This window comes from Schaalia sp. JY-X169 (assembly GCF_014069575.1).
GTDB lineage: Bacteria > Actinomycetota > Actinomycetes > Actinomycetales > Actinomycetaceae > Scrofimicrobium.
On sequence record NZ_CP059675.1, the window covers coordinates 428,123 to 447,620 of the forward strand.

General features: G+C 53.0%; 12 protein-coding genes. 10 read left to right on the forward strand and 2 right to left on the reverse strand.

Annotation, left to right across the window (positions count from 1 at the left end; all coding sequences use genetic code 11):
- The first annotated feature begins 35 nt into the window (after positions 1–35).
- Positions 36–872: a hypothetical protein gene (locus tag H2O65_RS01860; RefSeq protein WP_182141924.1), complete on the forward strand. Its 837-nt coding sequence runs from the start codon at positions 36–38 to the stop codon at positions 870–872.
- A 342-nt stretch (positions 873–1,214) separates the two neighbouring features.
- Here H2O65_RS01860 and H2O65_RS01865 read toward each other — a convergent pair whose 3' ends face one another.
- Positions 1,215–2,120 (reverse strand): type IV pilin protein, encoded by a 906-nt coding sequence (locus H2O65_RS01865; RefSeq protein WP_182141925.1) that lies wholly within the window; start codon positions 2,118–2,120, stop codon positions 1,215–1,217.
- A 230-nt stretch (positions 2,121–2,350) separates the two neighbouring features.
- On the opposite strand from H2O65_RS01865, the gene H2O65_RS01870 reads away from it, so the two are divergent.
- The 9 genes from H2O65_RS01870 (at position 2,351) to H2O65_RS01910 (ending at position 18,258) form a co-directional block, all read left to right on the forward strand.
- Positions 2,351–3,091 (forward strand): excisionase, encoded by a 741-nt coding sequence (locus H2O65_RS01870; protein ID WP_182141926.1) that lies wholly within the window; start codon positions 2,351–2,353, stop codon positions 3,089–3,091.
- A 433-nt stretch (positions 3,092–3,524) separates the two neighbouring features.
- A complete protein-coding gene (locus tag H2O65_RS01875) occupies positions 3,525–3,677 on the forward strand; it encodes a hypothetical protein (protein WP_182141927.1) in 153 nt (50 codons plus the stop codon).
- A gap of 292 nt (positions 3,678–3,969) precedes the next feature.
- Positions 3,970–6,426 carry a class I SAM-dependent DNA methyltransferase gene (locus H2O65_RS01880; RefSeq protein WP_220458763.1) on the forward strand — a complete coding sequence of 819 codons (2,457 nt, stop codon included), beginning with the start codon at positions 3,970–3,972 and terminating at the stop codon, positions 6,424–6,426.
- The gene (locus H2O65_RS01885) at positions 6,419–7,600 is read left to right on the forward strand and encodes a restriction endonuclease subunit S (RefSeq protein ID WP_182141928.1); all 1,182 of its coding nucleotides are present in this window, start codon (positions 6,419–6,421) and stop codon (positions 7,598–7,600) included. The genes H2O65_RS01880 and H2O65_RS01885 overlap by 8 nt, the downstream gene beginning before the upstream one ends.
- Complete coding sequence (locus H2O65_RS01890; RefSeq protein WP_182141929.1) at positions 7,597–10,698, forward strand: type I restriction endonuclease subunit R; 3,102 nt, start codon at positions 7,597–7,599, stop codon at positions 10,696–10,698. Before H2O65_RS01885 ends, H2O65_RS01890 begins: the two co-directional genes overlap by 4 nt.
- Entirely contained in the window at positions 10,685–11,413 is a 729-nt protein-coding gene (locus tag H2O65_RS01895; protein ID WP_182141930.1) for a M48 family metallopeptidase, read from the forward strand. The genes H2O65_RS01890 and H2O65_RS01895 overlap by 14 nt, the downstream gene beginning before the upstream one ends.
- The gene (locus tag H2O65_RS01900; protein ID WP_182141931.1) at positions 11,398–15,108 is read left to right on the forward strand and encodes a DNA-binding protein; all 3,711 of its coding nucleotides are present in this window, start codon (positions 11,398–11,400) and stop codon (positions 15,106–15,108) included. The genes H2O65_RS01895 and H2O65_RS01900 overlap by 16 nt, the downstream gene beginning before the upstream one ends.
- A 259-nt stretch (positions 15,109–15,367) precedes the next feature.
- Positions 15,368–16,534: an SIR2 family protein gene (locus tag H2O65_RS01905; protein WP_182141932.1), complete on the forward strand. Its 1,167-nt coding sequence runs from the start codon at positions 15,368–15,370 to the stop codon at positions 16,532–16,534.
- Positions 16,534–18,258 carry an ATP-binding protein gene (locus tag H2O65_RS01910; RefSeq protein ID WP_182141933.1) on the forward strand — a complete coding sequence of 575 codons (1,725 nt, stop codon included), beginning with the start codon at positions 16,534–16,536 and terminating at the stop codon, positions 18,256–18,258. Before H2O65_RS01905 ends, H2O65_RS01910 begins: the two co-directional genes overlap by 1 nt.
- A gap of 51 nt (positions 18,259–18,309) precedes the next feature.
- Here H2O65_RS01910 and H2O65_RS01915 read toward each other — a convergent pair whose 3' ends face one another.
- Entirely contained in the window at positions 18,310–19,473 is a 1,164-nt protein-coding gene (locus H2O65_RS01915; RefSeq protein ID WP_182141934.1) for an FISUMP domain-containing protein, read from the reverse strand.
- Between the last annotated feature and the right edge of the window lie 25 nt (positions 19,474–19,498).

Here is a 19,498-nt window from a genome sequence, read left to right on the forward strand (position 1 = left end):
GCACGGAAGAAAACGCCTCGTGCCGGAGGTGAGAGTTGGGCAAACAAAGTGATCTAGGGGACGAATCTGACGCCCTCATCGCCACCGTGAAAAAGGAGCTGACAGCCATTCGAGGAGCCCAAGGCATCCTAGATGCCCAAAAATTCAACAACTACCCCAACCTGGTTCGAGTCTGCGGGGGTGGTGACCTGCTAGAAGCCTTCTTGATGTTTGGACGCGAGATGCGTCGCTATGCCAGCGAAGGTAACCGCAACGAAGCCGCCGCAGCGCTATCTATCACGGCACCAGCCGAAACAGTCCTAGACCGGCTCGAATACGTAGTCGGAGTGTTTGAAGAGCGCGGACAGATCCGTGACCAACGCACCGGTAGGCGCTGGTCAGACAATGGAATCTCCACCATTGCAAAAGACTTGGTCTACATAGCCGAAGTCAAGGGACGACTCGGCACAGAAATGCTCACTATAGAGATCGATGGGGGCTTCGACGAGGGGCTCTTCTTGAGTATCTACCAACTAACGACCAAGAACCTCGATGAAACAGCACCACTAATTCGTCTTTGGAAACACGCCCGCGACAGCGACGAGATCCAAGAGAAAAAGATCAGCGTTGACCTTGAGAAGGTTCCGGCGACCGTAGCAAGCAACCAGCAATACCGATCGGCACGGCACCTCGTGCACATCGAACTACCCCAGGACGTGCGTGATGCACAGCAGGTGACCGCAGGAACTGTCTTTTACAGCATTTCGATTGAAGGACGAGACGCCCCAATGAGAACGGTTACCTTCGCTGATAGTAGCCAGCCAGACCCTGACATCGGCCTCCAGTTCACGGCCTACCGCACCCTAGCAACCATTGATATTGTCGCGAAGTAAACCGAAAATTGTTCAAGAACAAGCGTGCTTGGAATCTGTTACTTTCCTTCAGTGGCAAGGGCGACAAACCAATCCGAGCAACACCTTGAACACTGCGTTTGGCTGGGCCACGGGCTGGTTTGGTCCATCTTCCTGATCACTTCAAGAGGCAACGAACCGCAAGCCCGAAGCTCTTGTTGATGGAATAATTGATCGGGTAGACGTGGCTGGCGCCGAAGCTCAAATACTTGGCTGTGAACATTCCGCTGTCTTGAAAAGGAGCCCAGTAGTAGCCATAATCACCCTGGTAGCTGAAGCCGTTATTCCAGTAGCCACCACGCTGCCCGAGCCATGGGCTGTCTATTAGGCCGGTATCCGTGTACCACTTAGCGCTATTGACTGCGTTGTTAAGATTGGCAAATTGATTGACTGCGCCGGTATCTGCTGGTTCCCCATCGCCGCGCACCAGTTGTACAGGTAGCCAAATTGTCTGGTTGATTCACTAACTCCACCATCCGAATTGACTGAGGGGGTTTGTGGGATAGTTGTTGGGTTCGCGTCCGGCGGTATGTAGTATTTGGCTTCGGTGTAGGTTCTTATGCCGTCGTTATCGGGACCGTGCAGTCCGGTTATTCCGTCGCCAGTTGGGATGACATCCTCGTAGGTATTATCGCCAGCACCTGCATAAGCCAGGTTAGTTAGCATCCAACATTTGCCATCAGCTAGTTTTTGGATCCAGTAGGTGTGATTGTCTCTGGCGTCAACGGCAAGGGTCCTGGTGGTCGGACAATTGTCTGAGGTGACTAGTTGCATGGGTCCTCCAGACATGAACGGACAATCCCCCTCCGTGATCTCGCCGTCGTGGGTAATGCTGAAGGACAGGTTAGCTTGGGTATTGGTAGCCGTAACACAGTACGCGGTGCCTCCCCCCTTGTAGCTCAAGGTGTTGTTTGGTGAGGACTTGATGTCGCCATCAATCTGACCCTCATTTGTTGGGTAAGAGCCAGACTTGGCATTGGTCAGTTCAATCTGAGTTGAGGCATTCTTCAGGTCGCTCTTCAATGAGGCTATTTTGACTTGTCTTGTGATCCCGTTGTAGCTAACGGTCACTATTGCTACCAGGATTGCAATGATCACGATGACGATCAGAAGCTCAACGATTGTGAATCCTTGGCTTAGACCATTTGGTCTTGGTTTATGGGTTTGTTTTCTTTGCATCACCTGCTTTCTCCTGTTTGCTTTTGTTATTTTTGTTTGACCCGGTTTCACCGGCTGACTGCTTGGGTGTAAGCGCAAGCACTTTTGCTACTGACTATGAAGCATTTGGTTTTTCTGTCAATAGGCTTTTGGTGAAGTTCCGGTCTCGTCATGGGGTCGACGTTGCAAAAACTACAACGACAGCTTCACAAACTGCCTCACTTGACTAGTTGCGCTGTGCGCAGCCATCATGGCCGCAGACAGCCACGGTTTGGGAGTCTCGGAGAGGTAGCGATGAGGCTATGAACGATACAGCTCAGAGCACGATGAAGCTCACCGAAAGACAGCAAGAAGTCTTGAATTGGATCAAGGATGGATGTCCTGAAGGGGTCTACCTTCCAGAAGAGCTCGGGCATAAGACCACAGCACGGGCACTGCATAACCGTGGTCTGGTTCGAATATCTGGACAGGGTTCTACTTGGTCTGCTGCGCTGACAGAACGCGGCAAGGCTTGGCCAGAAGCGGCGGATCACGACTTAATCAGATTGGAGCGTGAGCGCACAGCTGCGCGCGTGCAGGCCGAACAGCAAAGGCTTGCGGCAAAGGCCAAGGAGGACGCTGAACGGGCCGAGAAAGCGCAACAAAAGGCTCGTTCGGGCAGGACATTGCCTCGCGGTGGAGCTGATAAGCAATCTGCTGGGACGCGTCGACGAAAAGCAGTGGTCAAGTCAGTTCCGGAGCCCGAGTTTACAGTCGTTTCTCCAGCCGAGGCTCGCCGCCGTGGAGGAAAACCGCGAGGTGACCGCCTAACCGGAGGGACTGTCGATCCTTGGGACGAGAAGATCCTAATTACGGTAAAGGAAGCCGCTTGGATGCTCAGTCTGACGGAAGGAGCAATCCGCGAAGCTGTCAAAGACGGAGATCTTCAACGGGTTTTCATTGGACGCGGCACCATGAACTATAGGGTCGTTTACGGTTCGCTGCTTGCTTGGGTTGATTCGATGCCTCGCGAGCCGGGCGTTTCAAAGCTGTGGTGGCGATGAACAAGCCAATTCGTGCCGAACACTGGGAACCACCAGACCCTCCCAAGCTACTGGTAAGTGCTCGGCGGGTTGCTAAAGAACTAGACATCCAAATTTGGAAAGCCCAGCAGCTTTGCTACAGCCTGGGGAGGATTTACTACACGGATGGTGGCCACCATTATCGTGTGCCCTGGAAGTCCCTGCAGCGCTTCAAGTTCCTGATGGAAGACGTCGGAATGTCCTTCAGCGAAGCGCAAACAACCATGTACCGAGAAAGAAACAGTGGCGACGGCGAGTGGACACCATACAACGCTCCGCCTATGCCGAAGACGTCGAACCCATGGGGTCTAACTGACCGGTCATGGGCTTACCATCAGAGGCACAAATGGCGCTAGAAGCAGTCAATGCGCCGAGTGCGATGCTTGAGCAAGCTTGAGCTGGGAAGGTGAATATTGTGGAGCCAGAACCCGATGAACGTCAGATGTTGGAGCACGACATCAAGGTGACTCGTGCTGAGCTCGTGGATGCGGTTGATGCCGTACGGAGTATCTCCGATGATCTAGCAATGCTTGAAGCAGCTTGGCGGCTCCGCTGGGAAACAGATTAACCCCCAGCTATTCGTCTAAACAAATGCTGACCTGCTCTTTTAGCCTCACTCTATGCTTCACGAAAATTGCCGTTCGTGCGATAATGGAACCTAGAAAGTAGCGTCAGGTTCGAGCCACAAGCTCCCGGTTACTGAGTAATCGCCTATGTGTCGGAGGTCGCCGGTACTGTAGACGGTAGAGCAATGAAGACAAGCACTAACTTGCGCTGCCGCGCAAAGGAGAATATATCGCGATGAGTCATACCGAGCGGGGAACGAACAAGGCGCAAGAAGCGCTGACGAGGGTGGTGGCGTGACATTGGCACTCAAGAAATCTGATCTCTACAGTTCGCTTTGGAGTAGCGCCGATGAGCTCCGTGGCTCGATGGATGCCAGCCAATACAAGGATTATGTCCTTACACTCCTCTTTGTTAAGTATGTGTCGGACAAGGCTAAGGCTGATCCATATTCTCTTATCGAGGTTCCCGAAGACGGCTCCTTCGACCATTTGATCTCTCTAAAAGGAAAACCAGATGTTGGCGAGAAGGTAAATGTCGCCATTAGTAAGCTCGCTGAAGCCAATGGACTCCAAGGCGTAATCAACAACGCGGACTTTGATGACCCGACAAAACTCGGTTCAGGTCAAGATCTACAAGATACCGTGACGAACTTGATTGGCATCTTTCAAGACCTCGATTTCTCCCGTTCTGGCGCACAAGGCGATGATCTCTTAGGTGATGCCTACGAATACCTGATGCGCCACTTCGCCACCCAGTCCGGTAAGAGCAAGGGACAGTTCTACACTCCTGCAGAAGTTTCGAGAGTAATGGCGCAGCTACTCAAGATTCCGGCAGGCACTCCGAAATCCACTACTGTTTACGATCCAACCTGCGGCTCTGGTTCATTACTGATCAAGGTGGCTGACGCAGCACCGAATGGTCTGTCCATCTACGGGCAAGAGAACGACAACGCGACCTGGGCGCTCGCTCGCATGAACATGATTCTCCACGGCAACGAGACCCATGAGATCGCTCTAGGGAACACACTCTCTGATCCCAAGTTCCGAACAGGCGACAACCTCAAGACCTTTGACTACCTTGTCGCTAACCCGCCTTTCTCGGTCAAGACCTGGACCAACGGCGTCAAGAAGGATTACGGGCGATTCGACGGGTTTCCAACACCACCAGCTAAGAACGGTGACTACGCCTTCTTGCTCCACATGATCAAGTCACTCAAGTCGACCGGACGTGGCGCTGTGATTCTGCCGCACGGAATCTTATTCAGGGGAAACGCTGAGGGACGAATCCGGAAGGAGCTTGTCAAGCGTGGTTATATCGAAGCGATCATAGGGTTGCCACCAAACCTTTTCTACGGCACCGGCATCCCTGCCTGCATCCTCGTGCTTGACAAGAAGAACGCCAAAGACCGCTCTGGCATATTCATGATCGATGCGTCGAAGGGTTTCGAAAAAGACGGCGACAAGAACCGTCTTCGCCCTCGCGACATGCACAAGATCGTCGATGCTTACACAAAGCAGGCGAGCATCGATCACTACTCCCGGTTTGTGCCTCTCAGCGAGATCGAAGATCCGAAGAACGACTGCAACCTCAACATTCCGCGCTACATAGATACATCTGAACCCGAAGATGTCCAAGACCTACGAGCTCACCTACAGGGTGGGATTCCCAATCGAGATCTCGACGCGCTAGACCTTTATTGGGAGGCCTTTCCGGGTCTTAGGGAAGAACTATTTTCACCGCTTAGGGACGGCTACTCGGAGCTCAGGGTTAGCAAGAGTGACATTGAGAAGACGCTAACAGAGTTCGAACCATACAAATCTGTTGTCGCTGGAACCACAGACCTCGTCAAAACGTGGTGGGACAGCAACAGGCACCTACTTGAAGGTATCTCGACGCAGACTCGACCGAATGAATTGATCGCTGAACTCAGTGAGTCACTACTTGAGCAGTTCCGATCCCACAGGCTTCTCGACGAGTACGCCGTCTACGAACAACTTATGAGTTACTGGAACACCACGATGCATGACGATGTCACGCTCATCGTCGGCGAGGGATGGAACGAAGCAGCCACACCTCGCGTTGCGCGAACATGGAAAGACAGGAGCAACAAGACTAAGTACGAGGATGCTGACCTTATCCTTGGCTCCGGAGCCAAGGCCAGACGATGGGTTATGGACCTCATTCCACCAACACTCCTGGTCAAGCGCTTCTTCAGCAACGAGCAAGACCGGGTTGATGAACTTCAATCGCGGGTAGAGGTGGTGTCTCAGCAGCTCGAGGAGTTCATCGAGGAAAACTCAATCGAGGACGGACTCCTTTGGGAAGCAATTGTCGACGAGAAGATAACGAAGAAATCCATCCAAGACCGGCTGAAAGTGGCAAAGGCTGACGGTGCAGGACAAGACGAGATCACAGCGCTGAACACCGTTCTTCTGCTCTTTACAGATCAGGCGGCTACGAAGCGGAATCTCAAGACAGCACAAACAGAGCTCGACGAGCGCGTATTGGCCAAATATGGCCAGCTAACGACGGACGAGATCCAATCGTTGGTCATTGATGACAAGTGGTCGTATGCAGTCGAAACCGCAATTCAGTCCGAGACAGCCGGGACGCTTCGACGGTTCACCGCGCGGTTAGAGCGACTTGCTACTCGGTACGAATCGACGCTCAACCAGCTTCGAGCTGATGTCGAGTCTCTAACCGGCAAAGTCTTGATGCATTTGGGCAGGATGGGATTCGACAATGAGTAATAGCCGCTGGATCGAGACTACCCTAGGGGACTTAGCTACGGTCAGGCGCGGAGCGTCGCCTCGCCCGATCGCCTCGCCGAGATGGTTCGACGCCAGTAGTGAGGTTCGCTGGGTACGGATAGCTGACGTGAATCGGTCAGACGGAAGGTTGTTGACGTCAACTACGCAGGCGCTGTCTCCAGACGGAGTAGTGAGAAGCAGATACTTGGAGCCTGGCACTCTCATTATGAGTATCGCCGCAACCGTCGGAGTCCCGGTGATTACAGCTGTTCAGTCATGCATCCACGACGGGTTTGTAAGTCTCCAAAGGCTCCAGGCCGATCAGCAATTCTTGCTCTACCTACTGAAATCGTCTGAGCATTTGCTCCGAGAAGCAGGGCAGTCAGGCTCGCAGACCAATATCAACTCGGACATTGTGCGTGAGTTTGAAGTCCGGATACCTGCTTCCAAAGAAGAGCAGAAACGCATTGGAACGACTCTCTGGGAGACAGACGATCTTATCTCTAGCTTGGATGCGGTTCTCCGAAAGCAACGTGATATCAAGCAGGGTCTGATGCAGGAGTTGTTGTCCGGTAGAACGCGCTTGCCAGGTTTCGCAGGGGAGTGGGTTGATACCCAGCTGGGTAGTGTTCTGAAGTTTCAGGCTGGCTTTCCATTTGAATCAAGATATTTCGCAACGACGCCACGAGGAGTGCGCCTTGTCCGCAATAGAGATTTGCGCGCGGACGACTCGATCACTTTTTACGAGGGGCCATACTCTGCAGATTATGTCTTGCGAAGCGGCGACGTTCTGGTCGGTATGGATGGGGACTTTGAGCCGGTGATATGGCGTTCCGAAGGCGCATTACTAAACCAACGAGTCGGTCGGCTCAGAGCCTCTTCTCAGGTTAGTTCAGCTTATCTTGCCTATGCACTCTGGTCCCCGTTGAAGGAGCTACAAGCTTCGACCGGAGCGACCACGGTAAAGCATCTTTCTCACAGCGATGTCGAGAAGATGACTCTTTCTCTTCCGGGTGTTGTTGAGCAGCAAGCTATCGCTGAGGTTTTGCTTGATGCCGATAAGGAGATCTCGGCTCTGGAGCGTCAGCTTGAGTCTGCTCGTGCGATCAAAGAAGGCATGATGCAGGAGCTGTTGACGGGTCGGACTCGGCTGGTTCCGGAGGTGGCTTCATGAGTGACGTCGGCCAGATTGAACGCAAGACTCAAAATCGCGCTGTCGACCTCTTTCGTGACCCGTCGCGCCTTGCTTATGACTATGGCGGAAATCGGGAGGACTGGGACAACCGGAACATCGACGTCCCGGTCTTGGAACAGAACCTCAAGGCTCGTGGTTACGACGATGAACTGGTTCGCCGAGCCGTCAAGCAGCTAACAGCGGCTGCTTCTTTGGGTGCGGGACAGAACCTCTACGATGCCAACCGCAAGTTCTACGAGTTGCTTCGCTATGGCGTGAAGATCAAGCGTGACGTTGGCGAGACCACAGAGACCGTCTGGCCTATCGACTGGAGCAATCCTGGAGCGAACCATTTCATGGTGGCTGAAGAGGTGACGATCAAGGGTGAGCACACCAAGCGCCCAGACGTCGTCATCTACGTCAACGGCATGGCTCTTGGGGTCACTGAGTTGAAGCGCTCTTGGGTTAGCGTCAGTGAGGGCATCCGCCAGAACATTGGCAACCAGAAGCAACACTTTGTCCGTCCGTTCTTCACCACTGTCCAGCTCCTCTTCGCAGGCAACGATGTTGAAGGTCTGCGTTATGGCGTCATCGATACACCGGAGAAGTACTGGCTGGAGTGGCGCGAACCAGGCGATGAGCCGAACCCTCTTGATCAAGCGCTACTGCAGATGTGCTCTAAGGAGCGCTTCCTTGAACTAATCCACGATTTCATTGTTTTTGATTCTGGCGTCAAGAAGGTTGCCCGCCACAACCAGTACTTCGGAGTGAAAGCCGCCCAGGAACGGGTTAGGTCCCACGATGGCGGAATCATTTGGCACACGCAGGGTTCCGGCAAGAGCCTGACGATGGTTTGGCTTGCCAAGTGGATTCGAGAGAACCAAGACGATGCCCGCGTCCTAATCATCACTGACCGTACCGAACTGGACGATCAGATTGAAGAGGTCTTCGGCGGCGTCAACGAGTCGATCTACCGAGCCTCTTCCGGCGCTGACCTGATTGAAACTCTTGGCAAGAGTCAACCTTGGCTGGTGGCATCTTTAGTTCATAAGTTTCGCGCTGCGGAGCGAGATGATGAGTCGGATGATGGCGAGACGGATGCCTTTATTGCTGAGCTCGGTTCGAGCATTCCAGCAGACTGGAAGGCGAAAGGAAATCTCTTTGTCTTTGTTGACGAGGCTCATCGCACCCAGAGTGGCAAGCTCCATAAGGCAATGACAACCCTTCTGCCGAACGCCATGTTCATTGGTTTCACCGGCACTCCGCTTCTTAAGGCGGACAAGATGACGAGCATCGAGACGTTCGGCTCCTTCATCCACACCTACAAGTTCGATGAGGCAGTTCGCGATGGTGTCGTCCTGGATCTGCGCTACACCGCTCGTAACATCGACCAGCAACTAGTCGGCCGAGAGGCAGTGGATAAATGGTTCGACGTTAAGACCAAGGGGCTGACTGATCTTTCTAAAGCTCGGTTGAAGCGGAAGTGGGGAACGATTCAGAAGGTCGTTTCGGCTCGCTCTCGCGCCTCCATGATTGTTCAAGACATCCTGATGGACTTTGAGCGCGAACCTCGTCTGGTTTCTGGTCGCGGCAACGCCATGTTGGTCAGCGAAAGCGTCTATCAAGCCTGCAAGTTCTACGAGATGTTCGCTCAGGCTGGGTTCAAGGACAAGGTCGCGATTGTCTCCAGCTACGTGCCGAGCGCTACTGCGATCTCCAAAGAAGATGCGGGAGCCGGTGCTAATGAAGAACTGATGAAGTACGACATCTACCGCCAAATGCTGTCGGACTATTTCCAGGAGCCAGCTGATAAAGCAGTTTTACGAATCGATGAGTTCGAGACCGAGGTCAAGCGTCGCTTCGTTAAAGAGCCGGGTCAGATGCGCCTGCTGATTGTCGTCGACAAGCTCCTGACCGGGTTTGACGCCCCAAGTGCCACCTACCTTTATATAGATAAGTCGATGCAGGATCACGGTCTGTTCCAGGCCATCTGCCGAGTCAACCGCCTCGATGGGGAGGACAAGACCTATGGCTATGTTGTCGACTACCGCGACCTCTTCAAATCCCTAGATAAAGCCATTCACGACTACACCGCTGGAGCCCTGGACGGCTACGCCAAAGAGGACATCGACGGTCTTTTGAAAGACAGAACCGAGCAGGATCGCAAAGACCTAGACGAAGCTCTAGAAAAAGTTCGGGCACTCTGTGAGCCAGTTGCGCCACCCAAGGGCACTGTTGAGTACCAGCACTACTTCGTTTCCAAGGTGCCGGGTGACGCTGAGCAAATCAAAGAGAACGAACCGAAACGTATCCAGCTCTACAAATCTGTTGCATCGTTGGTTCGCTCCTACGCGACACTCGCCAACGACATGGAAGAAGCTGGCTACAGCGCCTCCGAAGCACTTTCAATCAAGAAAGAAGTGGCGCACTTCGTTGCCGTTCGCAATGAAGTGGAGCGTGGCGCGGGCGAGAACATTGACATGAAGCAGTTCGAGGCCGGCATGCGCTCCCTGCTTGACACCTACATCCTGGCCGAACCGTCGGAGAACGTTGCAACCCTCCAGAAGGGGCTCGTTGAGCTGATCGTCGAGCGCGGCGACGAAGCAATCGATACTCTTCCCAAAGGCATCAAGGACAACAAGGAAGCCGTCGCCGAAACGATTATCAACAACGTCCGTAAGACCATCGTTGATGAGCGAGCGCTCAATCCCAAGTATTACGACCAAATGTCAGCCCTGCTTGACGCGATCATCGAGAAGCGACGCGAACAGGCCGACGAGTATGCCGACTACCTGCAGGATCTCCTAGATCTAACAACCAAGGTAGGCAACAAGGAGTCTGACAGGGTCTACCCGGCATGGGTGACCAGTCCTGCCCAGCGCGCCTTCGCTGATTTTGACTGGCCCGAGGGCTACGAAGCTCAGCTTGAGCACATCTCTGATTTCATCCAGAGCAACAAAGACCACGGTTGGGTTGGCAATCCAATGAAGGAGCGGGCTTTGAAACGAGTCCTGCGCCGCGAGCTTCCCAACGAGTTCTCTAACGAACAGCTCGATGATCTCGTGAATCTTCTCAAGGAGCACGATGAGTACCGCTAACGCCATTTTGACCGTTTCCGGACTCGGAGTTGATGTCTTCTATAAGGACATCAAGAACCTACATATCTCCGTCTACCCGCCAGCAGGAAGAATCAGGGTTGCAGCTCCAAAAAGCATCAGTGAGGACACGATCCGGCTAGCGATTATTGAGCGACTCTCTTGGATCAAGGATCAACGAAACCGTCTACAACATGCCGAACGCCAGACCAAGCGCGAAATGCAAACCGGGGAGACTCACTATGTCTGGGGGCAGCGCTACCGCTTGAATGCTTCGGAAACATCAGGCCGCTATCAGGTGAGAGTAAAAGGCAAGACGCTTTGGCTTATCGCACCTGAAACCGCGAACGCTGACGGTAAGCGGGCTGCACTCGACCGCTGGTACCGCAGAGAACTAAAGGCCGTGCTGCCTGACCTAGTCGAAAAGTGGCAATCAGTTATCGGTGTCGAAGCCGATAAGGTCGTAGTAAGACGCATGAAAACTAAGTGGGGGAGCTGTATCCCTGAGTCGGCAACGATTGCCGTGAATCCAGAACTCGCCAAGAAAGACCCGCGCTCCCTCGAATACATCGTTGTTCACGAACTGATTCATCTGCTTGAACGCGGACATAACGCAAGGTTTACTGAGCTGATGGACGAGTACCTCCCTGATTGGAGGCTCCGTAGAGACGAACTCAACGGAGCGCCACTGGCGGATGAGGAATGGAATCTGGAATGACGGAGCCTCGCAGCACTGAAGATGACTCTGCTGAAGGTTCAGGTTGGAACCTGCTTTTGCTTACGCCCGAATATAAAGAGGGAGAGCATAAGGTCTATGTTGACACGCTGCGGAAGGTAATCGACCAGGACAAGGATAAGCGCGTCCGAAACATTGCCCTATCGGGCAGCTATGGCGTGGGTAAGAGCAGTATCCTCGACGGGCTGCTGAAAGAGTATCCCAAACGAGCAGTGATGCTCTCTTTGCCTACGCTGGCCCCGATCAAGAAAGGTGAGGCCGGGACGTCACTTGACGGTCGTACTGACAGTAAAACGAACCAGATTCAACAAGAGATCGTTAAGCAACTCCTGTACCGCGAAGACCCCTCCAAGATGCCAGCCTCTAGGTTCAGAAGAATTGAGCCTCTGAGATTCTGGAGAGTGGCGGGGATATCTCTGATCTCAGCAGTTGTCTTGACGATCTTGTTTGTAATAACAGGCTGGATGGAAAAGCTTGCGGTAGCTGCTGCGCCGTTCGTAGACCTCGGCAACTGGCTTCCATTCTGGTTTTTCGTCATCACATTACTTGGCTCGAGTCTGCTTCAATACCTAACTTTCGGACGGATCCACATCAAGCAGTTCTCAACTGGTCCAGCCACTGTCACCCTCGGAGATGGTGTCGCCTCGTATTTTGACCAGTATCTCGACGAAATTGTTTACTTTTTCCAAGCTCACAAAAAGCGGAATATAGTTGTTTTTGAGGATATTGATAGATTTGACGACGCTCGAATCTTCGAGACTCTTCGTGAACTTAACATCCTGATTAACGCCTCCCCCAAGCTAAGAAGTCGCGATGACCCAGTTCGATTCATCTACGCGACGCGGGACAGTATCTTTGACCACAAGAGCCTAGAGAAGCAAGACCGTGATTCTGATCAAGCCGTCAAAGACCTGAAGGATCCAGCCCAGATAGAAGCCATCAGAGCCAACCGCACCAAGTTCTTCGACCTGGTCATCCCAGTCGTTCCGTTCATAAGCCACCAGAGCGCAGGAGACCTAACACTCCGAGTGTTGAAAGATGTCGACTACAAGGATGACGAGACCCTTAGTTTCGAGGGATTGCTTGACATAGCTGTTCAAACCATCCCCGAAATGCGTCTGCTTACAAATATTCGTAATGAGTTTGTCGTCTTTAGGGAGCGGATTTTCTCTGGGGACGGAGAGAGGCTTGAACTGAAAGATCCCCAGCTTTTCGCGATGATGATCTACAAGAGCACGCATCTGGCGGACTTTGAATCCATTCGATACCAGCAAAGCAATCTTGACAAGCTCTACGAGAAGCAAAGGGAACTGATTCGCGAGAACACCCGGTCGATCCAAGATGAAATACGGGGGCTTCGTGACGACCTACGTTCGGTTCGACCCGATGCGGGCTGGAGTGCTCGATCTGGTGCTACGTTGCTCGAATATATAAAGCGTTCCACGCGACAGGTGCCGTACGCTTGGGGCACCCCTGATTTCATCGTGAAAGGTGTTCTCTATGATGAAGGGGCATTGACGACCAGAGAGTTTTGGGCAGCGCTAATTAGCGCCCCTGAAGACACGAGCTTGACATGGAGGAATGCCGCTTATCGAGGGGGCCAACTCACGTTTGGCTGGGACAGTATTGAGGCCGCACTGGGGGTCACGATCGATCGTGCAGTGTGGCACGAAGAAGAACGCGCGCGCGTACGTTCGAGAATTCGTGAAAAGCAGAATGACCTGGACTTCCTCAAGAGCGCCGACATGGGAGACCTGATAAAGGAGGAGACGTTCAAGGTTAGCTATGATGGCGAGTCCCAGTCCCTCGCTGCAGTCGCCGAGGATGTCTTGGAGGCGAAAGGGCTAGCTCACAACCTCGTTAGGGCAGGCTATATTGACAGCAACTTTACGCTATACACGTCCATGTTCCATGGCACGACATTTGGGCCTGCTGCTACGAACTTCACTATTCATCACATAAAGCGCAATCTTATGGACGAGTATTTCGAGCTCAGCCCAGCCGACGTGGCTGCCCTGATAAAGGGAAAGCCCGATGATGCCATGAGGGAGTCGGTCTACTACAACATCCACATCCTTGATTACCTCCTAAGGAAGGACCTATCTAAGGCAGACGCTATGATCCGTTCCTTTGGTGTCTACAAAGATGAGCAACTTAAGATGTTGCAGGCTTATCTGGATAATGGGAGCCGTTCCGAAGAGCTTATAGAACGCCTGACAAAGGTCTCCGAGGGAGTGACTTCGTACCTAGTTTCAACAGCCAAACTTGATGACTCGACCCGGCTGAAGTTGGTGGGAGTTGCTCTAAGTAACTTCGCGGACGATATGGACTATGACGAGATCGATGACTATCTAAAAGACCACTACGCTGAGCTAGAGGTTATGACGTCTGACTCGACAAGCAAAACCCAAGCGAAGAGAATCGCTTCCTGGCTTGAAGAAGGGACTTTCAAGGCTGCTGAGCTTAGGCTCCTCGGGACCAATGTGCAGTCAGCGTTCATCGAAAGGGGACTCTTTGACATTAACGCTGACAATTTGAAGGTTATCTCGGGGGACGAAGAGGACCTGGCGCTGGACACGATCAAGGATGCGCGACCAGATGCGTTCACCTATTTGGTTCTAAGTCTTGAGGAGTACCTGAACACCATTCAGGGCTTGTCGCCGACCGTTCGTCGCCCTGACGAGTATGCATCTGCAATAGGCGAGGTGTTGGGCAAGGCCGACTTGGAGCACGTCCAGCGAATGATCGCTAACGCATCTCCTGATTGCGTCATTGAGAGTTTGGAAGACGTTCCTCAAGAGGTGTGGGAGCCTCTAGCCTTTGAAAAGCGGTTCCTCACCACTGCCGAAAATGTCGATAAATACATCGAAAAAGTCGGATTTCTAGACCAGTCCATCGCCACGCTGCTCAAAGCCAACAAGACACTTAGCGAGATAGACGGACTAGATGAAGAAGGAAAAACGGCACTGGCAGCCATAATTCTTAATGCCAGCACCACGCTACCTGAAGCGGATGTCCGCGTGGATCTAGTAGAGAGCCTGGCGCTAGATGATTGGATTCCAGTCGGGAGCATTCCTCTTGAGAATGGTTACCTCTACGCACTTCTCTTGGAGGAGGACCAGATCGAAGATGACGAAGCTAGCTACAAGCGCTTGCTGGGCCTCGACTGGTCTAGTCGGGAGGCATACATATCCAAGTCGAGGAAGTTCCACGAGTACATGACTCCCGCACTGGTAGGCACCGATTTGGCGAATCTCTTTGAAAGTCAGAGAGTCAGCGATGTGGTTAAGGAGCGGGTAGTCGATGGCGTTGAGTTATACCTGTCAGCTTCCGGAGACGCGGGCTTAGCTGAGATTGGAAAATACGCGGAATCACATAATTTTGACGTGCCACTTACAGTGGTTCGGCGACTTGCGAGAGCTGGTAAACATCCTGAAGTCGTTGTGCCACTGCTGAGCACTCACCTAGAGGACATCGACCAAGGTGAGCTGTTCCCGATCTTGCAGTACCTCGGTGGTAACTATGCGAAATTGACGGTCATAGGCCACGCGAGCCCCAAGTTTGCAGATACTCAGTCGAACCAGGAGCTCTTTGAGAAACTCAAGACACTCGGGACGGTTGCGTCCGTCAACTCGGAGGGAGAATATCTTCGGGTCCACATGAAGCGGAAGCGGTGACGTGCGTGTAGATTGGTGGTTGTTGGCATAGGACATAGAGCTTTGTGAGTCTCACTTTGCTATCGCTAGTGCTAATTCACTCTAGGTCACGGTGGTTAGATGGTCTGCCCAATTCGCGTTGACGTCTAGCTCCATGTGGTGCCATTGGCACATGAAAAGTGAGGCGTTGTTTGAGTGCTTTGTGGAGCGAATGGGAAATCGCAGCTGCTTCATCTGTGGAGTCGACGTATTGCTTAGATCCTGAGGAGGAGCGGTGGGTGTGGGTGACCGAGCAGTTCTTGGTGGTTTCGCTAGGGGCTGGCAAGAGATCGATAGCATTTCGCCGAATAACGAAGACGAGAAGGCTCGTCGAGAGGCAGCTCTGACCTCACTTACGGAGGAGCTGTCATCCATAACTAATTGTGAGAGCCTTGTGGTTCTAGCGGGTTCTGGGACTTCATTAGGCATTGTTGATAACAAGGGGAAACGCCTAGCACCAAGCATGGGTGACCTTTGGACTGATGTCTATATGCTTCAATCTTTTGGCAAAGTCGAGGAGACTCTCACTCCCGGACCGGTGGCTTCGAAGAATCTCGAGCATGTCTTGTCCGACGCTCAAGCCAGACTAGCTCTTGATCCTGTCAACACGGCCCTGAGTGAGTTCGTTTCTGAAGCAGAGGGCATCATCTGGACCAAATGCAGCTTTGTCGATAGAAACACTGACCTAGTCAGTCACGAACTCTTCCTTCGGAAGGTGGCGAGGCGGTCTACCCGCCTTCAGCGTGCCCAGGTTTTCACAACCAATTACGACTTGGCCTTTGAGGCTGCGGCCAAGAATGCCCGTTTTAATGTCATCGACGGGTTTGGGTTTGGGGGAGAGACATTCGACGGTGGCTCGTTCGATCTGGATTACGTGCAGCGCCGTCCGCACGAGCCACTCACTTTGGACCCGAGCGTCTTCCATCTCCTGAAGCTTCATGGATCAGTCAACTGGAACCTCGAGGACGAGGAGGTCCAGAAGGTTTGCGGCTCCATGAAGCCAGATAATCCCGTGCTGATCTACCCATCAGCTACCAAATACCAATTGTCCTACCAGCAGCCATATCTGGAGTTCATGTCGCGATTTCAAATGGCTCTACGGCAGCCAGACGTTGGGCTGCTCGTGGTGGGGTTCGGTTTCAACGACGACCATCTGACTGCTCCCATCAAAGCAGCACTCCGCGCCAACATAGGACTTCGTGCAGCCTTTGTCTCTCCCGGAATTCGTACTTCCGGAGCCTCGGGAACCTTCAAGGAGATCGAGCAGTTGATCATGAAGGGAGACAGGCGACTGACCTTGCTGGAGGCAACGTTCGATCAACTTGTCGAGTTGCTCCCGGACGTACCTCCTCGTGAGGAACGAGAGGTTCATGCCGAACGGTTCTCTACTCCCGGTCGGAGGCCGTGATGGAGGCGCACCCGTTTAGTCCCGACCGCCAGATCGGGCGCGTTCACCAGGTTGATGGGTCGTTTGTTGACGTGGCGCTGTCGGCAGCCAATCAGCTTCCTCGAGCTCACTATGGGGAGAAGCTCGGCAGAGGCGAGGTTGGTGAGTTTGTCGTTATAGACGTCGGCGGCGTCGCAGTGTTCGGGCGCATGTTGCGGGTTGGGGTGCCAGCCGGACGAGCCGAAACACTTGCGGATGAACCGTACACAAGGATCTCGGCTGAAGGGCGCGTACAGCTACTTTCTACGCTTGAGCTCAATGGGCGCGCTGAAAGGGGAATCGCTAGGTATCCAAGAATAGGGGACGTTGTCTTCGCGGCCAGCTCAGAGGTTGTCCTAGCAATCATTGGCGCACTTCCTGATCCGAGCATTCGCACCCTCCGTCTGGGACGGTTGTCTCTCGATGACTCTATTCCTGTGGATGTGCCATTGTCTCGTCTGTTCGGTCGACACATGGCGATAGTCGGAGCGACCGGCTCGGGCAAGAGCTGGACTCTTGGCCATATCGCCGAGAGCGTTTCATCGCTAAAGGGAAAAATGATTCTGATCGATGCAACAGGGGAATTTCGAACCCTTGGGGATCGTGCAACGCACTTGGCCTTCGGGTCCACGGCCAACGAGCCATCTAACACCAAACTCGTGGGTATTCCGCATTACATGATGCGGGAGACAGATCGCAACGCTTTCCTAAGCCCGTCCTCAGGCGCTCAACTGCCGAAACTCCGTGAAGCAGTGCGAACATTACGCTTGGCTCATGCGGTGTATTCTGATCAGAATCGAGATCCTGCGCACCAGCAATTCGCGGTTACGAACGGTCCCATCATTAAGGCCGGGAAACCAATGGCGGAGTACCAAACTGCGACATCAAGGTACACCAAAGCGATAGAGCATCCGTTCGCTCCGTTCAATATCAGGGCGCTTGCGGAACAAGTGCAGTGTGAGTGTATCTGGCCGACGGGGTTCGGGCAGAATAGCCACTTGTTTGGGAAATCCAATGACACCGAGGTCGGTTATGTCTCTTCTCTGATTAGCCGTATCAACGACTTGCTCCAAACACCAGAAATTATGAATGTAATCGACCCACAACCTGGAACGACCAACGTTGTAGGCGAAATGTTCAACTGGGTTCAGAACTCGGACAGCCATATCCTTCGCGTATCCCTGAGGAATCTGACATTCGCCAATCACCTGCGGGAGATCGTTGTAAATATTCTCGGACAGACTCTTCTTAGTTGGGCCAGGGCGGGATCCTTCCAAACGGGACCACTCGTGGTGGCCTTAGACGAGGCTCATCAGTTCTTCGACGTGACAGTGGGGGACGAACTTTCCAGCACGCACTTAAACGCTTTCGATGCGATTGCCAAAGAGGGTCGTAAGTATGGGTTGACTGTATGTATGGCCACGCAGCGGCCTGGTGATCTCCCTGCAGGCGTTCTCAGTCAGGTTGGCATGACTATTGTTCACCGCTTGGCCGATAGCCGCGACCGTCAAAGAGTGGAGCAGGCAGCAGCTGAACTCGACCATTCGGCAACGAAACTACTCCCGGGATTGGTACCTGGTGAAGCGATTCTGATGGGCGTGGACTTTCCGGTGCCAGTTAGTGTGCGAATCCAGAAGCCTGCATCGCCACCGGCATCAGATGGACCAAGCTACGACTCTTGGGGTACGGACAGTAAGCCCATGTGACGTGCGCCTCAGCACAAAAGTCCCATGGCCGCTGTCAATCCGTGGATCGATTTATTGATTTGATACGCAACGAACTGCTAGTCCGCCTTCCGAACTACTGTTATTGCTACCTAATCCGATGATGCCAGTACTGCGGAAGCTCAAGCTATAAGCGGTGCTCCCAGCCACCTTTCTGGAAGTCCAATAATACCCTAAATCTGAGTTACTGAAGCTTCCGCCATACCAGCTACCGCTATATTGTCCCAGCCATATTCCTCTTAGTCCCGCATCCGTACTAGTTAGGCCACCGTTTACGGCATCGTTCAGTGCTTTGAATTCGTTGACTGGAGAACCTCCTTGCCCTGTGGGTAAGCGCCAACCTGCGGGACAAATGGATATGGCGGTATTTGCAGCTGGCGTGGTAGAGCTCGTACAGGCACTCGTTCCTTGTTGGTTACCCATAGCGGCGCACCAGTTATATAAGTATCCGTACTGTCTAGTTGAGGTGCTCATACCCCCATCCATGGCGACTGACGGGGGTTTAGGGTAGGCGGTGAAGTTTGCGTTTGGGTGTACATAGTATTTGGCTTCAATATTGGTTCCGACGGTGTCTGCTGTACCATTTGATATCTCTTTTGTATCGCCATAGATGTTGTTGCCCCCGCTTCCGTAGGCCAGGTTGGTTAGCATCCAGCAGTTGCCGTCAGCTAGCTTCTGAATCCAGTAGGTACGGTTATCCCTAGCATCCACGGCGAGCGTTCTTTCGCTAGGGCAACTAGCTGAAGTGAAGAACTGCAGAGGACACGCACCCTCACTGATCGTGCCATCCTGCGTGATACTGAATGTTAGGTTCGCCTGAGAGTTCGTGGCCGTCACACAGAATGCACTTTCGCTTCCTGCGTAGCTTAGAGTGTTGTTCGGCGAGGCCTTGAGACCTCCGTCGATGGCGGCCTCGCTCGTTGGGTACGAGCCCGACTTGGCATTGGTCAGTTCAATCTGAGTTGAGGCATTCTTCAGGTCGCTCTTCAATGAGGCTATTTTGGCTTGTCTTGTGATTCCGTTGTAGCTAACGGTCACTATTGCTACCAAGATGGCAATGATCACGATGACGATAAGTAGCTCAATGATTGTGAATCCTTGGTTTAGACCATTTGGTTTTGGTTTGTGGGTTTGTTTTCTTTGCATCACCTGCTTTCTCCTGTTTGCTTTTGTTATTTTTGTTTGACCCGGTTTCACCGGTTTGTTGCTTGGGTGTAAGCGC

Excerpts from the sequence above, each read along its gene's own strand:
- H2O65_RS01870 (WP_182141926.1), top strand. The coding sequence starts at position 2,351 with ATGAACGATACAGCTCAGAGCACGATGAAGCTCACCGAAAGACAGCAA.
- H2O65_RS01885 (WP_182141928.1), top strand. The coding sequence starts at position 6,419 with ATGAGTAATAGCCGCTGGATCGAGACTACCCTAGGGGACTTAGCTACG.
- H2O65_RS01890 (WP_182141929.1), top strand. The coding sequence starts at position 7,597 with ATGAGTGACGTCGGCCAGATTGAACGCAAGACTCAAAATCGCGCTGTC.
- H2O65_RS01895 (WP_182141930.1), top strand. The coding sequence starts at position 10,685 with ATGAGTACCGCTAACGCCATTTTGACCGTTTCCGGACTCGGAGTTGAT.
- H2O65_RS01900 (WP_182141931.1), top strand. The coding sequence starts at position 11,398 with ATGGAATCTGGAATGACGGAGCCTCGCAGCACTGAAGATGACTCTGCT.
- H2O65_RS01910 (WP_182141933.1), top strand. The coding sequence starts at position 16,534 with ATGGAGGCGCACCCGTTTAGTCCCGACCGCCAGATCGGGCGCGTTCAC.